This is a genomic window from uncultured Flavobacterium sp., from assembly GCF_963925415.1.
Lineage (GTDB): Bacteria > Bacteroidota > Bacteroidia > Flavobacteriales > Flavobacteriaceae > Flavobacterium.
This window is the reverse complement of the sequence record NZ_CAWUTS010000043.1, coordinates 1-15838: the sequence shown is the minus strand read 5'-3', so window position 1 is coordinate 15838 and position 15838 is coordinate 1. Positions and strand designations below refer to the sequence as shown.

Annotated in this window: 17 protein-coding genes; 3 read left to right on the top strand and 14 right to left on the bottom strand. The window is 30.8% G+C overall.

The window, feature by feature from the left end:
- Positions 1-112: 112 nt before the first annotated feature.
- Entirely contained in the window at positions 113-298 is a 186-nt protein-coding gene (locus AABM47_RS03670) for a bacteriocin (protein ID WP_338409574.1), read from the bottom strand.
- 294 nt (positions 299-592) lie between these two features.
- On the opposite strand from AABM47_RS03670, the gene AABM47_RS03665 reads away from it, so the two are divergent.
- On the top strand, positions 593-823 hold the full coding sequence (locus AABM47_RS03665) for a hypothetical protein (RefSeq protein WP_338409573.1): 231 nt from the start codon (positions 593-595) through the stop codon (positions 821-823).
- A gap of 195 nt (positions 824-1018) precedes the next feature.
- On the opposite strand, the gene AABM47_RS03660 is transcribed toward AABM47_RS03665, so the two are convergent.
- From AABM47_RS03660 to AABM47_RS03630, 7 genes are all read right to left on the bottom strand, one after another.
- Positions 1019-1378, bottom strand: coding sequence for a helix-turn-helix domain-containing protein (locus tag AABM47_RS03660; protein ID WP_338409572.1), 360 nt, complete (start codon positions 1376-1378; stop codon positions 1019-1021).
- A 1-nt stretch (position 1379) separates the two neighbouring features.
- The gene (locus tag AABM47_RS03655) at positions 1380-1676 is read right to left on the bottom strand and encodes a type II toxin-antitoxin system HigB family toxin (protein ID WP_338409571.1); all 297 of its coding nucleotides are present in this window, start codon (positions 1674-1676) and stop codon (positions 1380-1382) included.
- A 267-nt stretch (positions 1677-1943) separates the two neighbouring features.
- Positions 1944-4343 carry an MMPL family transporter gene (locus tag AABM47_RS03650; protein WP_338409570.1) on the bottom strand — a complete coding sequence of 800 codons (2400 nt, stop codon included), beginning with the start codon at positions 4341-4343 and terminating at the stop codon, positions 1944-1946.
- Positions 4344-4416: 73 nt separating this feature from the next.
- Positions 4417-6900 (bottom strand): DUF5686 family protein, encoded by a 2484-nt coding sequence (locus AABM47_RS03645; RefSeq protein WP_338409569.1) that lies wholly within the window; start codon positions 6898-6900, stop codon positions 4417-4419.
- A gap of 69 nt (positions 6901-6969) precedes the next feature.
- A complete protein-coding gene (gene frr / locus AABM47_RS03640; protein WP_338409568.1) occupies positions 6970-7533 on the bottom strand; it encodes a ribosome recycling factor in 564 nt (187 codons plus the stop codon).
- 42 nt (positions 7534-7575) lie between these two features.
- Positions 7576-8283 carry a UMP kinase gene (pyrH, locus tag AABM47_RS03635; protein ID WP_338409567.1) on the bottom strand — a complete coding sequence of 236 codons (708 nt, stop codon included), beginning with the start codon at positions 8281-8283 and terminating at the stop codon, positions 7576-7578.
- A gap of 63 nt (positions 8284-8346) precedes the next feature.
- A complete protein-coding gene (locus tag AABM47_RS03630) occupies positions 8347-9126 on the bottom strand; it encodes a patatin-like phospholipase family protein (RefSeq protein WP_338409566.1) in 780 nt (259 codons plus the stop codon).
- 82 nt (positions 9127-9208) lie between these two features.
- On the opposite strand from AABM47_RS03630, the gene AABM47_RS03625 reads away from it, so the two are divergent.
- Positions 9209-9814: a thioredoxin family protein gene (locus AABM47_RS03625; protein ID WP_338409565.1), complete on the top strand. Its 606-nt coding sequence runs from the start codon at positions 9209-9211 to the stop codon at positions 9812-9814.
- Here the strand turns inward: AABM47_RS03625 and AABM47_RS03620 are convergent.
- From AABM47_RS03620 to AABM47_RS03595, 6 genes are read right to left on the bottom strand one after another with little or no spacing between them, the layout of a single operon-like run.
- The gene (locus tag AABM47_RS03620) at positions 9811-10431 is read right to left on the bottom strand and encodes a YiiX/YebB-like N1pC/P60 family cysteine hydrolase (protein ID WP_338409564.1); all 621 of its coding nucleotides are present in this window, start codon (positions 10429-10431) and stop codon (positions 9811-9813) included. The two genes, AABM47_RS03625 and AABM47_RS03620, sit on opposite strands and share 4 nt — an antisense overlap.
- Positions 10432-10440: 9 nt before the next feature.
- Complete coding sequence (locus AABM47_RS03615) at positions 10441-10968, bottom strand: hypothetical protein (RefSeq protein ID WP_338409563.1); 528 nt, start codon at positions 10966-10968, stop codon at positions 10441-10443.
- A 17-nt stretch (positions 10969-10985) separates the two neighbouring features.
- Complete coding sequence (gene truB / locus AABM47_RS03610) at positions 10986-11675, bottom strand: tRNA pseudouridine(55) synthase TruB (RefSeq protein ID WP_338409562.1); 690 nt, start codon at positions 11673-11675, stop codon at positions 10986-10988.
- Positions 11675-12472, bottom strand: a complete 798-nt coding sequence (locus tag AABM47_RS03605) for an undecaprenyl-diphosphate phosphatase (RefSeq protein WP_338409561.1) — start codon at positions 12470-12472, stop codon at positions 11675-11677. The genes truB and AABM47_RS03605 overlap by 1 nt, the downstream gene beginning before the upstream one ends.
- A 58-nt stretch (positions 12473-12530) precedes the next feature.
- A complete protein-coding gene (locus AABM47_RS03600) occupies positions 12531-12776 on the bottom strand; it encodes a DUF3098 domain-containing protein (RefSeq protein WP_338409560.1) in 246 nt (81 codons plus the stop codon).
- Between the two features lie 42 nt (positions 12777-12818).
- Entirely contained in the window at positions 12819-13694 is an 876-nt protein-coding gene (locus AABM47_RS03595; protein ID WP_338409559.1) for a permease-like cell division protein FtsX, read from the bottom strand.
- A 201-nt stretch (positions 13695-13895) separates the two neighbouring features.
- Between AABM47_RS03595 and AABM47_RS03590 the strand changes: the two genes are divergently transcribed.
- A partial coding sequence (locus tag AABM47_RS03590; RefSeq protein WP_338409558.1) for a class I tRNA ligase family protein occupies positions 13896-15838 on the top strand: 1943 nt, incomplete at its 3' end.

Sequence of the window (15838 nt, the reverse complement as noted above, 5' to 3'; positions counted from 1 at the left end):
TTGAATATTTAATTCAACTAAATTTAAATTTCCCATGATTATTTTTTTTTTAAATTGTTATTTTAATTATTGATGTCAATATTCTATATTGATTTTTTGGTTAGTCAAATAGTTATAGATTTCTTACACTATTATAACCACCTTGAAAAGACCCTACAACACCAGCAGCAAGAGTTCCCACTACCGCTGCTTGATAAACTCCAGCAATAATTAGACCTACAGCCCATAGAAATCCACCCTCAGTTTCCTGCACTTCTTGAGCATTAAGCTCTACTAAATTTAAACTTTCTAAGTTCATAATTATAATTTTTAAAATTAAACATTATTTTGTTGTTATCAAAAAGTTTTCTCGAGATATTTTGATGTTGTAAAATTTGCACAAATTTGTATGCAAATCAATAACTATTGTAAAATAATTATTACTTTTACAATATATTGTATAATTAAAAGTTGTGAAAAAGATTTTAGAAAAGATAAAAGAAATACATACAGACAAAGGATATAGTCACGAATATATGGCGCATGAACTCGATATTAGTCAGGTTGCTTATTCATAACTAGAAAAATTAGATACAAACTATCTGTAGAACGTTTGTATAAAATTGCAGCTATTTTAGAGGTTAAAGTTGGTGATATATTAGATATTCAGCCCAATAATCAATTTAATCAAACGAATAAAGAAAACTCTACTGCATATTTACAACAAACTGCAAATTTTTATCAAGAAAATAAAGAACAAAACGAAAAAATTATTGTTTTGTATGAGGCACGTTTACAAGACAAAGATGTACTTATTGCACAATTACAAAAAAGGTTTGATTAGTTTTGGCTTTGGTCTAAAGAGTATATTCAATTTTAAACACATAGAAACATAGGTTTTCGATTTGAATAAGAATACAATAGAAATTTATTTTTCACATAGCTATGAAATCTATATAAAGCAAAGTTCTTTCTTTTGTTAAATTTTCTATGTCTCTATGTGTTTCAATATATTAATTAGATTTATAGACTTAGCTTTTTAAACGCCTAAAACAATGGAAGCCTCAATACTTAATTTTTTGCTTATTTCTCTTGCTACTTTTAAAGTTGGTTCGCTTTTGCCGTTTAAATACTCGCTAACTCTCGAGGTACTTACGCCTAAAAGTTCTGAAAGCCGTTTTTGGTTTAGCCCCATTTCTGCCATTCGCAATTTTAACACATCCGTTAAGGATGGTTTTTGTATGGGGTAGTATAATTCTTCATAATCTGCAACAAGGTCAGATAGTAAATTAAGTTCTATATAGCCTTTTGTATCTTGGTTTTCTATGTTGTCTGTGTTTTGTAAAAGTTCTTCTACCCGCTCTAAAATTGCTACGTACTGTTTTTTAGTTTGTATCATCTTAAATGTTTTTAATGTTGTTAATTTTATTATATGCTGCGTGTGTGCCTATAAAACGGATATATACTTTTTGGGCATTAAACGATATTATTGCAATTAATCTATAATCGTTTCCTTTAATATTAAACACATATCTGTTATTGCCAACATAATCTACACTATTAAAATCTTGTTTAATATCCGAAAGTTTTTTCCACGATTTTGCGTTTGTGGTGTAGTACCATACGTTTAAAGGTATCTTTGAATCTGAGTGTTTTTCTGAGAATTCTTGTATTCTTTTATAAGTAATGATACGCATTCTATAATGTTTTATAAAGTACAAAAATAAGAAATAATTTTGAAAATTGGAATAAAATTTTTAATTTCAAAACAAAATTTTTAATTTCCTTTGTGAATATGTTAAAATAAAACAAATTTGTTCTAGTAAAGTTTATTTAATAAAGCAGGAGGAATTTTATCAAATAGGATAAAATTTCAACTCGTTATTTCCAATAAATTGAAATTTAGCAAATAGTTATCCGTTGATTTAGATTTTTTCTCTTAGTTCGTAAGACAAGTTTGCCTTTTATTCTTCTTCTACATCTTCAGCTAAAATATCTATTTTAGGTTCTATGAATTCTTCTTTGTTGGCTATTGTTTTTTCTAAAGACAATAATAGTGCAGGCAGTAATATTAAATTTGATAACATTGCAAATAACAAGGTCATAGCGACCAAACTACCTAGGGCAACCGTTCCTCCAAAACTGGATAAGGTAAAAACCGAAAAGCCAAAGAATAAAACAACAGAAGTATAAAACATACTTATTGCGGTTTCTTTAATAGTTGTATAAACCGACCTTTTAATACGCCAATTGTTTTCTTTTAAAACTTGGCGGTATTTGGCCAAAAAGTGAATGGTGTCGTCGACCGAAATTCCAAAGGCAATGCTAAACACTAATATGGTAGATGGTTTTATAGGAACGCCTAAAAAGCCCATTAAACCAGCCGTCATAATTAAAGGTAATAAGTTTGGTAAAAGCGAAACAAGAATCATTTTAAAAGAACGAAACAAATAAGCCATTAAAAGAGAAATTAAGACAATAGCAAAAAATAAGGATAACATTAAATTGTGAACCAAGTAATGTGTTCCTTTTTCAAAAACAAATGCTTTTCCAGTTATAGTAACTTCATACCTGTCTTTAGGAAAAAGCGTGTTTATTTTTTCTTGCAAGCGATCTTCAATTTTGGCCATTTTATCTGTGCCAATGTCTTTCATAAAAGTAGTTATGCGTGCATATTGACCCGTACTATCTACATAGCTTTTGAAAAGGTTTTCGCTGTTTTTTTGAGTCGAATTTTTTATATATGTTAGCACAAACGCTTCTTCTAATTTAGAAGATGGCAGCTCATAATAATCAGGATTACCGTTAAAATAGGTTTGATTAGCATATTTAACCAAATTTACTATAGAAAGAGGTTTTGATAATTCAGGAATTTCTTCAATAGCTTCTTGCAATTGATTTATTTTTTTTAAAGAAACCGATTTGAGAGCCCCTTTTGGTTTTTTTGTGTCAATTATTATCTCAAGAGGCATCACGCCATCAAACTCATTTTCAAAGAATAAAATATCTTTAAAAAAGGGTGCTTTTTTAGGCATGTCTTCAATAATGCTTCCTGATATTTTTATTTTATAAATCCCAATAATTCCAAAGACTAAAATAAGAATAGAAACAGCAAAAATCATAACTCTATGGTGTCTAATGGTGTTTTCAATCCATTTGACAAATGAAGTCATATAATTTTTACCTAAATGTTCCAAGTGTTTTTCCTTAGGCATTGGCATATAGCTATAAATAATAGGTATAATCAATAAACAAAGTATTAATAAAAATATTATATTTATTGAAGCTACGATTCCAAATTCTTTCAGCAATTTACTGTCTGTAAAAATAAAGGTTGCAAAACCAGCGGCAGTTGTTAGGTTGGTCATCAAAGTAGCATTTCCTACTTTTGAAATTACCCGTTGCAACGATTTGGCTTTATTGCCATGAATTTTAATTTCTTGTTGGTATTTGTTGATTAAGAAAATACAATTTGGTATACCAATAACAATTATTAAAGGGGGTATAATTGCCGTAAGAACCGTTATCTCATAATTCAATAAGCCTAGGGTTCCAAATGACCACATTACACCAATAATTACAACACATAAAGAAATAATTGTAGCTCTAATGCTTCTAAAGAAAAAGAAAAATAATAGCGAGGTAACTAAAAGAGCTGCTAAAACAAATAAACCTATTTCATCAATAATACTTTGAGCATTTAGGGTTCTAATGTATGGCATTCCTGAAACGTGCATGTCTATGCCGGTTTCTTTTTCAAAAGCGTCAATTTTTTCTTGACTAAAGTGTTTAAAAACAAACTCTTTTCGAGCCATAGTATTTACTATTTTTTTATCAATATATATAGCAAAACGAACCGCACCACTTTCTTTATTAAACAGCATGCCTTGGTAAAAAGGCAAGTCGTTAAACAGTTCTTTTTCTTTCCTTTTTATATAAGCATCAGAAATTGAATTTCTATTGATAAAAGGAACAAGATTAAATTTTTGTGACAGGGTGTCTTTTGAAAGAACCTTTAGGTCTTCAATTGATAAAGTAAAATCAACCGCTTTATCGGTTTTAATTTCATCAACAAAAGCCTCCCATATTTTAAGGTTTTTAGCTGAGAAAAACGAAGGATCTTTAAAACCTACTATAATAAGATTTCCTTCTTCACCAAATTTATCTAAAAACGAGTTGTATTGTAGATTTACAATATGGTCGTCGGGCAATAAATTGGCTTCAGTAAAAGTAAAACGCATGTTTTTCCATTGCGATCCCATAAAAATGGTAAAAACAACAATTAAAATAAGTAAGCCAACTCTATTACGCAATATTCGTCCTGCAATATAATTCCAAAAACGACTATTTAACCACTTAAACATGCTTCTAAATTTAGTTGGCAAAGGTAAGTATTATTGTTAAATAATGAATTAGATTCATCACAATTAGAACGGTTTAAAGCCCCAAATCTAAATTAAAAGAAATTTTTAGAGCAATATTGTCGTCAAAGTTGGGCAATTGATAATTACCATAGCGGTAAAAAGCTATAAGGCCTATGCCTTTGTATATTTTATTGCACTCTATTCCGCTTTCAAAAAAGCCTTTTTCTAAAGAATTAAAAGGCAAGCCTATATGATTTTCTGGATTTTTAATGGTTCCAAAAGCCATTCGGGTTACAACGGTAATTTCTGGATTTATTTTGTAGCCTATTTTAGCTCTATTAAATGTATGTTTAAACTGTATGGAAACATATTTGTCAGAGAAAAACTCATTGTAATACATGGTTTCAAAACTGTTTTTTCCTGCAAAAGTGATTCTTTTTAATATGGCATCCTTGTTTAAATTATTTGGAGCAATAGCGTATAATTGAGTTAATGGAATTGCACCAAAAGCTAAGCCTGTTTGAAGCAGAAATGAACTTTTTTGACCAGATAAATACGGAATCTCATAAAAAGTTTTGAAATCAATTTTTGTAAAATTAAAATCATTACCCAACACTTTTGGTAACGTTTGGGTTATTTGAAACGAAAATTTGGGATGGCGTTTTTCAATCTCAATTTTGCCAAAAGGGGTTTGCATATAGCTGCTAAAAGGATTCCATTGAAGCGAAAGTAGCAAGCATGTGATGTTGTAATTTGTATAAGCCTGACCATTATTTATATACGTATAGTCAAATAATGGCATTATTTGGCGCTGTGAAACAGAAAAATAAGCATCTGTTTTAGGTATAATTTTACTTTCAACATATGCCGAGACAACTTTATTGTTGTAAAAAGTTGAAATGTTAAAAGGCCTTGGGTCATATATTCTAAAGCGCTTGTTGTCAGTTGCAAAAGTGGTTTGTCCTATTTCGTTTAAATCATTTTTAAATGATGCACTTATCCACGTTTCATTTTTTTTGTCGACTAAATACGAGGGTGTTATGCCATATTTAAACGCATCATCTTTAAAGCCATAAGCAGCGTAAAAAGCCACTTTATATTTTTCGGAAACAGTGTTGTTTGTAGTTGCACCAAAACCCAACCTAAAACCTTCAAAATTATTGTATTTTAATACCCTTCGCAAATCTAAATCTAGATAACTGATCGGTAAAAAGCCGTTAATTATTTTTTTACCTAAAAATATTTTACGTTCAATTTTACTTTCATTGGACAAACTATCTAATGAAATATAGGTGTTTATTTTGCGAACATCGAGGGTGTCTTTAGCAATGGTTGTCCAATAATTTTCTGATCGCATTTTACTGGTTTCGGGGACATATATTTTTATTCCGTCTCTTTTTATTGAAATTTTTTCATTGATTTTTATATCAAAAGGCACCGATTCTAAAATTAAAACGGTTTGGTCAGATGTATTATTTTCTTTCCCTTGCTCTGTGCCAGATTTGAATTTTATAGTACCACCAAGAATTGTTAAGTCTTCAGAATTACTCCCTTTACTCAATATAATTTTTCGCTTTTTAGGAAACCAAATTTGATGTTCGCTCAGGTAATTAAAAGTATAATTAGCATCTACATTTACAATACCATAAATTCTGTAATGTGCTTTTGCAATGGAAAAATTTTTGGCATCAACATATAAAACACCTCTTAACCTATTTGCGGCAAGTTTTTTAGGCTCAAAGTAAATGCGATATACTTTTCGATTTTGTATTTGAGTTGAGTCTAATAAATGGTAGGTATATAATTTTCGTCCATAATTTGAAATGGGATTTTGAACTGGAATTTCTAATATTTCAAAAGGGTTTTCATAAACAGAATAGGAAACTAATTTTAAGCCAAGTAATTCGTATAAAGGTTCTTTAAAACCTGCCATTCGAGTTGCTAAAACTATTTCTTTATTAGTGTTTTTATAGTGCTTTATGAGATTTACTTTCTCGGTTTGATATATGTGACTTTTTTCAACTAATTTTTTAAATTTATAATTGGTAGAGTCTAATTTAATGATTTGTTTGCCAAAAATTGTTCGCTTGTATTTTTTTTCAATGACATCAGATATGCTGTCAGGATTTGCAGTTACTTGTATGTATTCGTAGTTTTTATATTCAAAACTTTCAAGTGCTTTTTCGGGCTGTGTATAAACTTTGTTTTCAATTACTTTTTTAATAATTTGATTGACTTTATTATCAGAGTAATATTCTATATTTTTTTGATTGATGTTTTGGGTAATTCGAATGACAACTAATTTTTCGTCTTTAGAACCATAAGAGGGCTTGTCATAATAACCTTTGTGTTTTACAAAAAAAGGCTTTTTAAGATCTAAAATTTCTATTGAAAACTTGCCTTCCCAATCGGTAAAAAGGCTTGTACTGTTGTAAGTTATTGCTGCAAAAGCTATCGGAATACTGGAGTCAAAGTCGACAACCTGTCCTTTAATTTTTGTTTGACCAAAAGCAAAGTTGGTTATTAATAGAAGAAATGATATATACAAATAGCGCATCAATAGGGTTTCAATGAAATGTAAAGATATTTAAAATAAAAAGCCCTAATGTTAATCAGGACTTAAATTTTACACTTTCATAATTTCAGCATCTTTAACGGCCAAAAGCTCATCAATTTTTCTGATATAGGAATCGGTTAATTTTTGAATATCATCTTCAGCTGTTTTAGCAATATCTTCGGCTAAACCGTCTTTTTCTTCTTTTTTGATATCTGTGTTGGCATCTTTACGTGAATTTCTTATTCCAATTTTAGCGTCTTCAGCTTCAGATTTAGCTTGTTTGGCTAAGTCTCTTCGGCGTTCTTCTGTTAAAGCGGGTACATTAATAATGATGCACTCTCCATTATTCATTGGGTTTAATCCTAAATTTGCCACTTGAATAGCTTTTTCAATGGGTTGCATCATGTTTTTTTCCCAAGGTGTAATGGTTAAAGTTCTTGCGTCAGCTGTATTGATGTTTGCTATCTGAGATAAGGGCGTTTGAGAGCCATAATAGTCAACAAATACACCACCAAGCATTTGAGGAGAAGCTTTTCCTGCTCTGATGTTTAAAAACTCTTTTTCTAAATGAGCGATAGAACCATTCATGGATTCTGTTGCTGTTTCTATAATAAAGTTAATTTCTTCAGTCATTTTTACGTGTTTTATATTTTAATTTTTTTTTAAACTTCGTATCTAAACAGTTACTGTTGTTCCAATGTTTAACCCTTCACAAATTTTTAGTAAATTACCTTCAATATTCATATCAAACACAATAATAGGCAATTTGTTTTCTTGACTTAATGTAAATGCGGTTGAATCCATCACATTTAAACCTTTTGCAATAACATCTCCAAAAGTTATGGTATCATATTTAACTGCGTTTGCATCTTTTTCAGGATCTGCATTGTAAATACCATCGACACGTGTTCCTTTTAAAATTACGTCAGCACTTACTTCAACACCTCTCAAAACGGCAGCAGTATCTGTTGTAAAATAAGGATTTCCTGTTCCTGCACCAAAAATTACAACCCGTCCTTTTTCTAAATGGCGTGTTGCTTTTCTTTTTATATAAGGTTCAGCAATCGCTTCAATTTTTAATGCAGTTTGTAACCTTGTCGGCATACCTGCTTCTTCAAGAGCACCTTGCAATGCCATACCGTTAATTACCGTTGCCAGCATTCCCATATAATCACCTTGAACTCTATCCATCCCATTACTTGCTCCGGCTACACCTCTAAATATATTTCCTCCTCCAATAACTATTGCTATTTCTATATTTTTATCATGAATTTTTTTGATTTCTTGAGCGTATTCAGCCAAACGTTTTGGGTCAATTCCGTAAGCTCTTTCACCCATTAAGGCTTCACCACTTAACTTTAGGAGAATTCTTTTATATTTCATTTGTGTTGTTTTTTCTGTTGCAAATATAGGTATTATCTAATTTAAAAAAAATCTAGTTTCTATTTATGAATTCATTTCCTCAAAAGATTTTTTTGCGGCTTGATAACCAATTTCAAATATTTCATCCATTTTAGCCTTATTCGTTTCAAATGTACTAAAATTAGCTAATTCTTTTGGTTCAATAACCCAGTCACACAAGCTAAATTTTTGATAATTTCCTTGTGCAGACAATAAGTTAAAAGCCCTTGATGTTACTGATTTTATTGAATTTAAATCTTTTGCTTCAATAGTTTGAATTGGACTAACATAAATTCCAATAATAACATCGCATTTTCCTTGAATTAAATCTGTTGGAAAATGATTTAAAATTCCACCATCACTATATAAATTTCCATTTAATTCATAAGGAGAAAGCATTCCAGGATATGATGATGAAGCAATAATAGCATCCGTTATTTTAGTATCATTATTAAAGATTTTCAATCTACCTTTAACTAAATCAGTTGCAGTAATATATGTAGGAATGTTTAAATCTCCAATTTTTGCATCTTTAAATATTTTTTCAAAATCAGCTTTAAAAGATTGAGAATCAATAATTCCTGCTTTTTTAAAAGTAAAATGGCTCCAATGAAAAAAGTAAATAGATTTAAAAAACTCTAATATTTCATTTGGTTTTATTCCAAAAGCATATAAAGCAGCAATTATTGAACCAGCACTTGTACCAGCAATATGAGTTGGTTTTATATTTTGCTCTTCTAAAAATTTTAAGGCTCCAGCTTGAGCAATTCCTTTAGAACCGCCACCTGACAATACTAATCCTATTGATTTAGATAAGAAATCCATTGTGTTTTATTTTTGTGTAACATAGCTTACATTCAGTTAACAAATTTAGCAGTAATTTTGTACAATTAACAATAAAAATATTATGAATACAAACATAGCATCTGCTTTAACTATAAGTTGTACTTATAAAGGATATAGAGAAATGGTTTCTGGTTTAATAAAAAAAAGATTTTCTACTGGAAATAAACAATCAGACGATATGTTGCATTATTCTGAATTAAATGAAACACGAATGAACCGTTTGGAAAAAACTATTAAAATAACAGCTGAAGTACATGACAAACTAGTTCAAATTAAAAACAGATATACTTGGTTGGTCATTAGTGAAGGTTGGTGTGGTGATGCGGCTCAAATTTTGCCTGTAGTTTATAAAATGGCAGAGTTGTCGGATTATATAGATTTAAAAATTGTACTTAGAGATGAAAATGAAAATTTGATGAACAATTTTTTGACCCATGGAGCAAAGTCAATACCAAAATTAATAGTTTTAGATGAAGGCTATAATGTTTTGGGCGATTTTGGACCAAGACCCTTTTCCGCACAAAAATTATTAGTTGATTACAAAGCTATAAATGGGTTAGTAGATGAGCCGATAAAAGTAGAATTACAAAAATGGTACTTGCATGATAAAGGAGTTTCTACTCAAAACGAAATTATGCAATTAATGAAAACGAAAGAAGTAGTTTAATCTACAATTCCAATAATTTTCAATTTATTAGAAGTCGAAATTCCACCAGGATTACAACCTGGTTCTCCTTCTGGAATTTTGATTTTTAGGTTTTCATAATAATCAATCCAAACCTGAAAATACTGATTAGAATTAGGCTCTTTAAAAGTCATTGGCGTTAATTTAAAAAAAGGTTTTTTATAAGCATTTAAAAAAGCATCATAAATTAATTCTGAACAATAATAACTTCCATTGTCATATAAATAAGCCTTATCATAAGGAACACCCATTTGAGAAAGTGAGAATTCTATAGCTTTTGGAATATATTTTCGATATTTTCTTTTTAATCGTCCTACATACATTGTTTCTGAAGTGTAAGTTTTAAAAACTTCAAGTGGAGTCAGTTTTACGTTTTTTCCTGCAGCTTCAATTATATAGACCGAATCATTTTGAATGTAAATCATTCCTAAGTGACTAAAATCGTTACCGTCAAAGCCTTCTGTAACTGCATTTATGGCTTTGCATAAATCACAATTCATAGATTGAAAAATAATATCTCCATCTTTAAGTTTTGGAGTTTTATTTTGAGAAAAACCAAACTGTAAACAAAAAGCAAATACTATAAATAGATATTTCATAAATAAATTTTAAAATACAAAGATACAGAATCCTAAACTAAAGCTGCCCATTTCTGTTCCTTTGACAGCAAACCCATAGCTGCTAACATCAATAAAAATTCCTAAATCATCTTCTGTTGTTACACCTAATCTTGCTTTATAGTATTTTCCGTTTAAATTTCCTCTTCCTATTGCAAAAGAATGACCGTAACCCGCCTGAATCAACAATCTAGTGTCATAGCCAAGTAAAGGGTTTAAAGTAATTTGGGCATAAACAGGAGTAGAAACTAATTTAGGTGTAATTTTCCAATCAATACCAGAATGAAGACTTAAACCAATCCATTTTTCAAAGTGAATTCCGAAGCCAAATTTTGTACTAATTCCATCAGGAACAATTATATAATTACTTCTGTTGCCATTAGGGTCAATTTCGCCATAAGTATCGTTTCCTTTAAGAGGAACAGTAAGTTCAAATTGAGTAAATGTTGTTTTTTTACTAAAACTCTCATAATTAGATTGATCTTGAGAAAAAAGAAGACTAGTTGAACATAAAAACAATGTAAATATCTAAGCTTTCATATTAAATTAGCTATATAATCATCTGGATTTGGTGCATTTTCTATACTATAATCTCCAATTTTTGTTCGTCGTAAAGCTGTTAAATGCCCACCAGAATTTAAGGCTAAGCCAAAATCATAAGCTAAAGAGCGAATGTACGTTCCTTTACTGCATTGTACTCTAAAATCGATTTCGGGCAAAGCAATTCTTGTGATTTCAAACTCGTAAATCGTAGTTTTTCTAGATTGAATTTCAACTTCAACTCCAGCTCTTGCGTGTTCATATAAACGTTTTCCATCTTTTTTAATAGCTGAAAACACAGGAGGTTTTTGATCAATTTCTCCTAAAAATTGTTTAACAGTTTCTAAAACTAATTCTTCGGTAATTTGTTCTGTTGGAAAAGTAGCATTAATTGCAGTTTCTAAATCATAAGAAGGAGTTGTAGCTCCAACCGTAATTGTTCCGGTATATTCTTTGGTTTGAGCCTGAATATTAGAAATAGTTTTAGTAAATTTTCCAGTACAAATAATTAAAAGTCCAGTTGCTAAAGGATCTAATGTTCCGGCATGACCAATTTTAAATTTTTTAGGCAAATCATAATGATTGATCAAGCCATATTTTAATTTATTAACAGCCTGAAATGACGACCATTTTAACGGCTTGTCAATTAATAGTACTTGTCCGTTTAAAAGATCTTCTTTTATCATTAAATTACAGTTAATTTTACAATAAAAAAGTGGATCAACAAAACCGCAATTCCAACTATAATTCTATAGTAACCAAACATTTTAAAGCCATATTTACTTAGGTATCCTATAAAAGATTTTATGGCAATAAGTGCCACCAGAAAGCCAATAACATTTCCAATAATTAAAAGATTAATTTGATCATCAGTTAGCACAAAACCTGCTTTATAAAAGTCATATGATTTTTTTACAGTAGCACCTAACATGGTTGGAATGGCCAGAAAAAATGAAAATTCGGCTGCAGTTGTTCGTGACAATTTTTGAGACATACCTCCCACAATGCTGGCGCCACTTCTTGAAACTCCGGGAATCATTGCTAAGCATTGAAAAAGTCCAATTTTAAAAGCCGTGGGATAGCTGATTTCTTCAGGAATTTCTTTTTTTGGAGTGTTTCCAAACCATTCATCAACTTTTAATAAAAGAACACCGCCTAATACTAAGGAAACAGCCACGGTAATTGGACTTTCTAACAGAGAATCTATAAAATCACTCAATAACAAACCTAAAATTACCGCAGGTATAAAAGCGACAAATAATTTAAAGTAAAAATCTACTGATTGAAAAAAGCGTTTGAAATATAAAACCACAACAGAAAGTATGGTTCCTAATTGAATTACAATGGTAAAAAGTTTGGTAAAATCGTCTTGAGCAATACCAAAAAAAGAAGATGCGATGATCATGTGACCTGTAGATGAAACAGGTAGAAATTCGGTTAAACCTTCAATTATGGCAAGAATTATGGCTTGTAGTGTATTCATTTATATCGTTTAAGGTTTTCAGTGGTGGCGGCCAATTTTTAGTACTTATTTTTGAATGCTATTTCTTAAAAGGATTTTTCATTATAGAATAAATAGTTACTCCAAAACCCGCTAAAACGACTGTTGGAGCTAATCTAATTCTTCTAAAACTAAACAAAGACTCAGCATCAAAAGTATTAGGATCATCTGTGCCTCCTCCTGCCATTAATAAAAAGCCAAACCCTATAATAGCAACACCAATAAATAATATTTTATAATTTACTTTTTCAAATAAAAAAGCCGGTTTATGGTCTGTTTTTTTCATATTATATAATTAATTTTAAAATAGTTAATCAACAGCCTTAAATCAATATAAGTCTTCTGTTTTTAAGTTTAAAAATCGTTGAGTTGCAAAATAGGTGCTAATTGAAGTAATGATTATTCCAACAATAAACACACCAGCCATTACGACCCCTATGGAAAGGTAATCTTTTAAAATGCCTAAATCGGGTAATTTGGAATCTATATAGCATACCAAGATAAGCAACGCAATAACTGCTAACGCAGAACCTATAAGCCCTAGTTTTATACTGCGTAAAATAAAAGGCTTTCTGATAAATGATTTAGTTGCTCCAACCATTTGCATGGTTTTTATGGTAAATCGATGCGAATAAATGGAAAGACGTAACGAGCTGTTTATCAATAGCATAGCAACAAATGATAAAATAATACTGACAATAAGCAACCATAAACTTATTTTTCTGACATTATCATTCACTAAATCAACTAAAATTTTGTCATAAATAATTTCAGAAACCAGTTCGTTTTTTTTGATTTGAGTTTCAATCTTTTTTATACTGTCTGCCTGAACATAATCTCCTTTTAAGTTGATGTCAAAAGAATTTTTTATGGGATTTTGACCAACATATTCTAAAAAATCTTCACCAAAAATATCAACATTATTTTTAACAGCACTGTCCTTATTAATGTATAAGTATTTTTTTATATATTCTGAGTTTTTTAATTCAAGATCAAAAGCTTTTAAATCTCGTTCTTTAGCATCGTTTTTAAAAAAAACGGTCATTTGAATTTTTTCTTTGAAATCATTGGTAAGTTTCTTTGAATTAATAACAAATAAACCCAATCCTCCCAAAAGAAATAGTACCAAAAAGATACTTAAAATTACTGAAAAATAAGAAGAAATTAATCGTCTTTTATTATACTTTTCAAATGATGATGCCATATTATATTTAAAATTTATGTGTAAAAATAAAAAAGAAAATTGGTTTACATAGATTATAACGTCTAAAGTTTTAACTTTCGTACAATAAATGTAAATTTGCACTTGATTTTTAAGAATTAAAAACAACTTTTAAATTCCAAATTAAAATACTTCTTGAGCCTTTAACAGCAAGGCTCCTGTAAAAAACAATATAAAAGAGTAATGAAATACTATCCAAACGAAATTGAATCCAATTGGCAGAAGCATTGGGCAGATAAGCAAACATTTGCTGCTACAAACCATTCCGACAAGCCCAAATATTATGTGTTAGACATGTTTCCTTACCCTTCGGGAGCCGGTTTACATGTGGGCCATCCTTTAGGCTATATAGCATCTGATATTGTGGCTCGATACAAGCGTCACAAAGGATTTAATGTATTGCATCCTCAAGGCTATGACTCTTTTGGGCTTCCGGCTGAACAATATGCCATTCAAACAGGTCAACATCCTGACAAAACTACTAAAGAGAACATTACTCGTTATAGAGAACAATTGGATAAAATAGGCTTTTCATTTGATTGGAGTAGAGAAGTTCGTACTTCAAATGCCGATTATTACAAACATACCCAATGGATTTTTATTCAATTATTTAATTCGTGGTACAATAAAGATTCGGATAAGGCTGAAGATATTTCAACTTTAGTTGCTCTATTTGAAAAAGAAGGAAATGCAACTGTCAATGCTGTTTGTGACGATTCTATTGTTTCTTTTTCGTTAAGCCAATGGGCCGCATTTTCATTAGAGCAGCAGCAAAAAATACTATTGCAATACAGACTAACATATTTGGCCGAAACAGAAGTTAATTGGTGTCCAGGTTTAGGTACCGTTTTAGCCAATGACGAAATCGTAAACGGCGTTTCAGAACGAGGTGGGCATACTGTTATTCGTAAAAAAATGACGCAATGGTCAATGCGAATATCAGCTTACGCAGAACGTTTATTACAAGGTTTAAATGAAATTGATTGGACAGAGTCTCTAAAAGAAACTCAACGAAATTGGATTGGAAAATCAGTTGGAGCAATGGTTTCTTTTAAGTTAAAAAATCACGATGAGGTTATAGACGTTTTTACCACTCGCCCCGATACGATCTTTGGTGTAACATTTATGACGCTTGCTCCAGAACACGATTTGGTTACACAAATAACCACTCCAGAGCAAAAAGCAGTTGTTGAAGCTTATATAGAAACAACGGCTAAGCGAAGCGAGCGTGAACGTATGGCAGATGTAAAAACTATTTCTGGAGTTTTTACAGGCGCTTATGCAGAACACCCGTTTACAAAAGAAGCTACTCCAGTTTGGATTGGAGATTATGTTTTGGCAGGGTATGGAACGGGGGCCGTTATGGCTGTCCCTTGTGGTGATGAACGTGATTATGCATTTGCCAATTTTTTCAAAGAAGGTGTTGGTATGCCTGAAATTAAAAATATTTTTGACCAAGATATCTCAGAGGCTGCATTTGGATCTAAAGAAGGATTTAAATTGGTAAATTCTGATTTTTTAAACGGTTTAGGATATAAAGAAGGAGCAAAAAAAGCGATTGAAGCTTTAGAAAATATACAACAAGGAAAAGGAAAAATTAATTACCGCTTGCGCGATGCTGTTTTTTCTAGACAGCGTTATTGGGGCGAACCCTTTCCGGTCTATTATGTAAACGGAATGCCACAAATGATTGATAAAAAACATTTGCCCATTAAACTTCCCGAAGTAGAAAAATATTTACCCACAGAAGATGGACAGCCTCCCCTTGGAAATGCAACGGTTTGGGCTTGGGATAGTGTTCAGTGTTCAGTAGTCAGTAATCAGTTAATAGATAACGTTAATATATTTCCGTTAGAATTAAACACAATGCCTGGCTGGGCAGGTTCTTCTTGGTATTGGATGCGTTATATGGACGCCAACAATGAAGAAGATTTTGCAAGCAAAGAAGCCTTAAACTATTGGCAAAATGTAGACTTATACATTGGTGGAAGCGAACACGCAACGGGGCATTTATTATACGCTCGTTTTTGGAATAAATTTTTAAAAGATAGAGGCTTTGCACCCACAGAAGAACCTTTTAAAAAGCTGATTAATCAAGGAATGATTTTGGGTATGAGTGCTTTTGT

What these genes read in the sequence shown, in the direction of transcription:
- AABM47_RS03605 (WP_338409561.1), bottom strand. Translation starts at nt 12,472, where the DNA reads ATGAATACACTACAAGCCATAATTCTTGCCATAATTGAAGGTTTAACC.
- AABM47_RS03620 (WP_338409564.1), bottom strand. Translation starts at nt 10,431, where the DNA reads ATGAAATATCTATTTATAGTATTTGCTTTTTGTTTACAGTTTGGTTTT.
- AABM47_RS03650 (WP_338409570.1), bottom strand. Translation starts at nt 4,343, where the DNA reads ATGTTTAAGTGGTTAAATAGTCGTTTTTGGAATTATATTGCAGGACGA.
- AABM47_RS03670 (WP_338409574.1), bottom strand. Translation starts at nt 298, where the DNA reads ATGAACTTAGAAAGTTTAAATTTAGTAGAGCTTAATGCTCAAGAAGTG.
- AABM47_RS03595 (WP_338409559.1), bottom strand. Translation starts at nt 13,694, where the DNA reads ATGGCATCATCATTTGAAAAGTATAATAAAAGACGATTAATTTCTTCT.
- AABM47_RS03660 (WP_338409572.1), bottom strand. Translation starts at nt 1,378, where the DNA reads ATGATACAAACTAAAAAACAGTACGTAGCAATTTTAGAGCGGGTAGAA.
- AABM47_RS03600 (WP_338409560.1), bottom strand. Translation starts at nt 12,776, where the DNA reads ATGAAAAAAACAGACCATAAACCGGCTTTTTTATTTGAAAAAGTAAAT.
- frr (WP_338409568.1), bottom strand. Translation starts at nt 7,533, where the DNA reads ATGACTGAAGAAATTAACTTTATTATAGAAACAGCAACAGAATCCATG.
- pyrH (WP_338409567.1), bottom strand. Translation starts at nt 8,283, where the DNA reads ATGAAATATAAAAGAATTCTCCTAAAGTTAAGTGGTGAAGCCTTAATG.
- AABM47_RS03630 (WP_338409566.1), bottom strand. Translation starts at nt 9,126, where the DNA reads ATGGATTTCTTATCTAAATCAATAGGATTAGTATTGTCAGGTGGCGGT.
- AABM47_RS03655 (WP_338409571.1), bottom strand. Translation starts at nt 1,676, where the DNA reads ATGCGTATCATTACTTATAAAAGAATACAAGAATTCTCAGAAAAACAC.
- AABM47_RS03645 (WP_338409569.1), bottom strand. Translation starts at nt 6,900, where the DNA reads ATGCGCTATTTGTATATATCATTTCTTCTATTAATAACCAACTTTGCT.
- AABM47_RS03625 (WP_338409565.1), top strand. Translation starts at nt 9,209, where the DNA reads ATGAATACAAACATAGCATCTGCTTTAACTATAAGTTGTACTTATAAA.
- truB (WP_338409562.1), bottom strand. Translation starts at nt 11,675, where the DNA reads ATGATAAAAGAAGATCTTTTAAACGGACAAGTACTATTAATTGACAAG.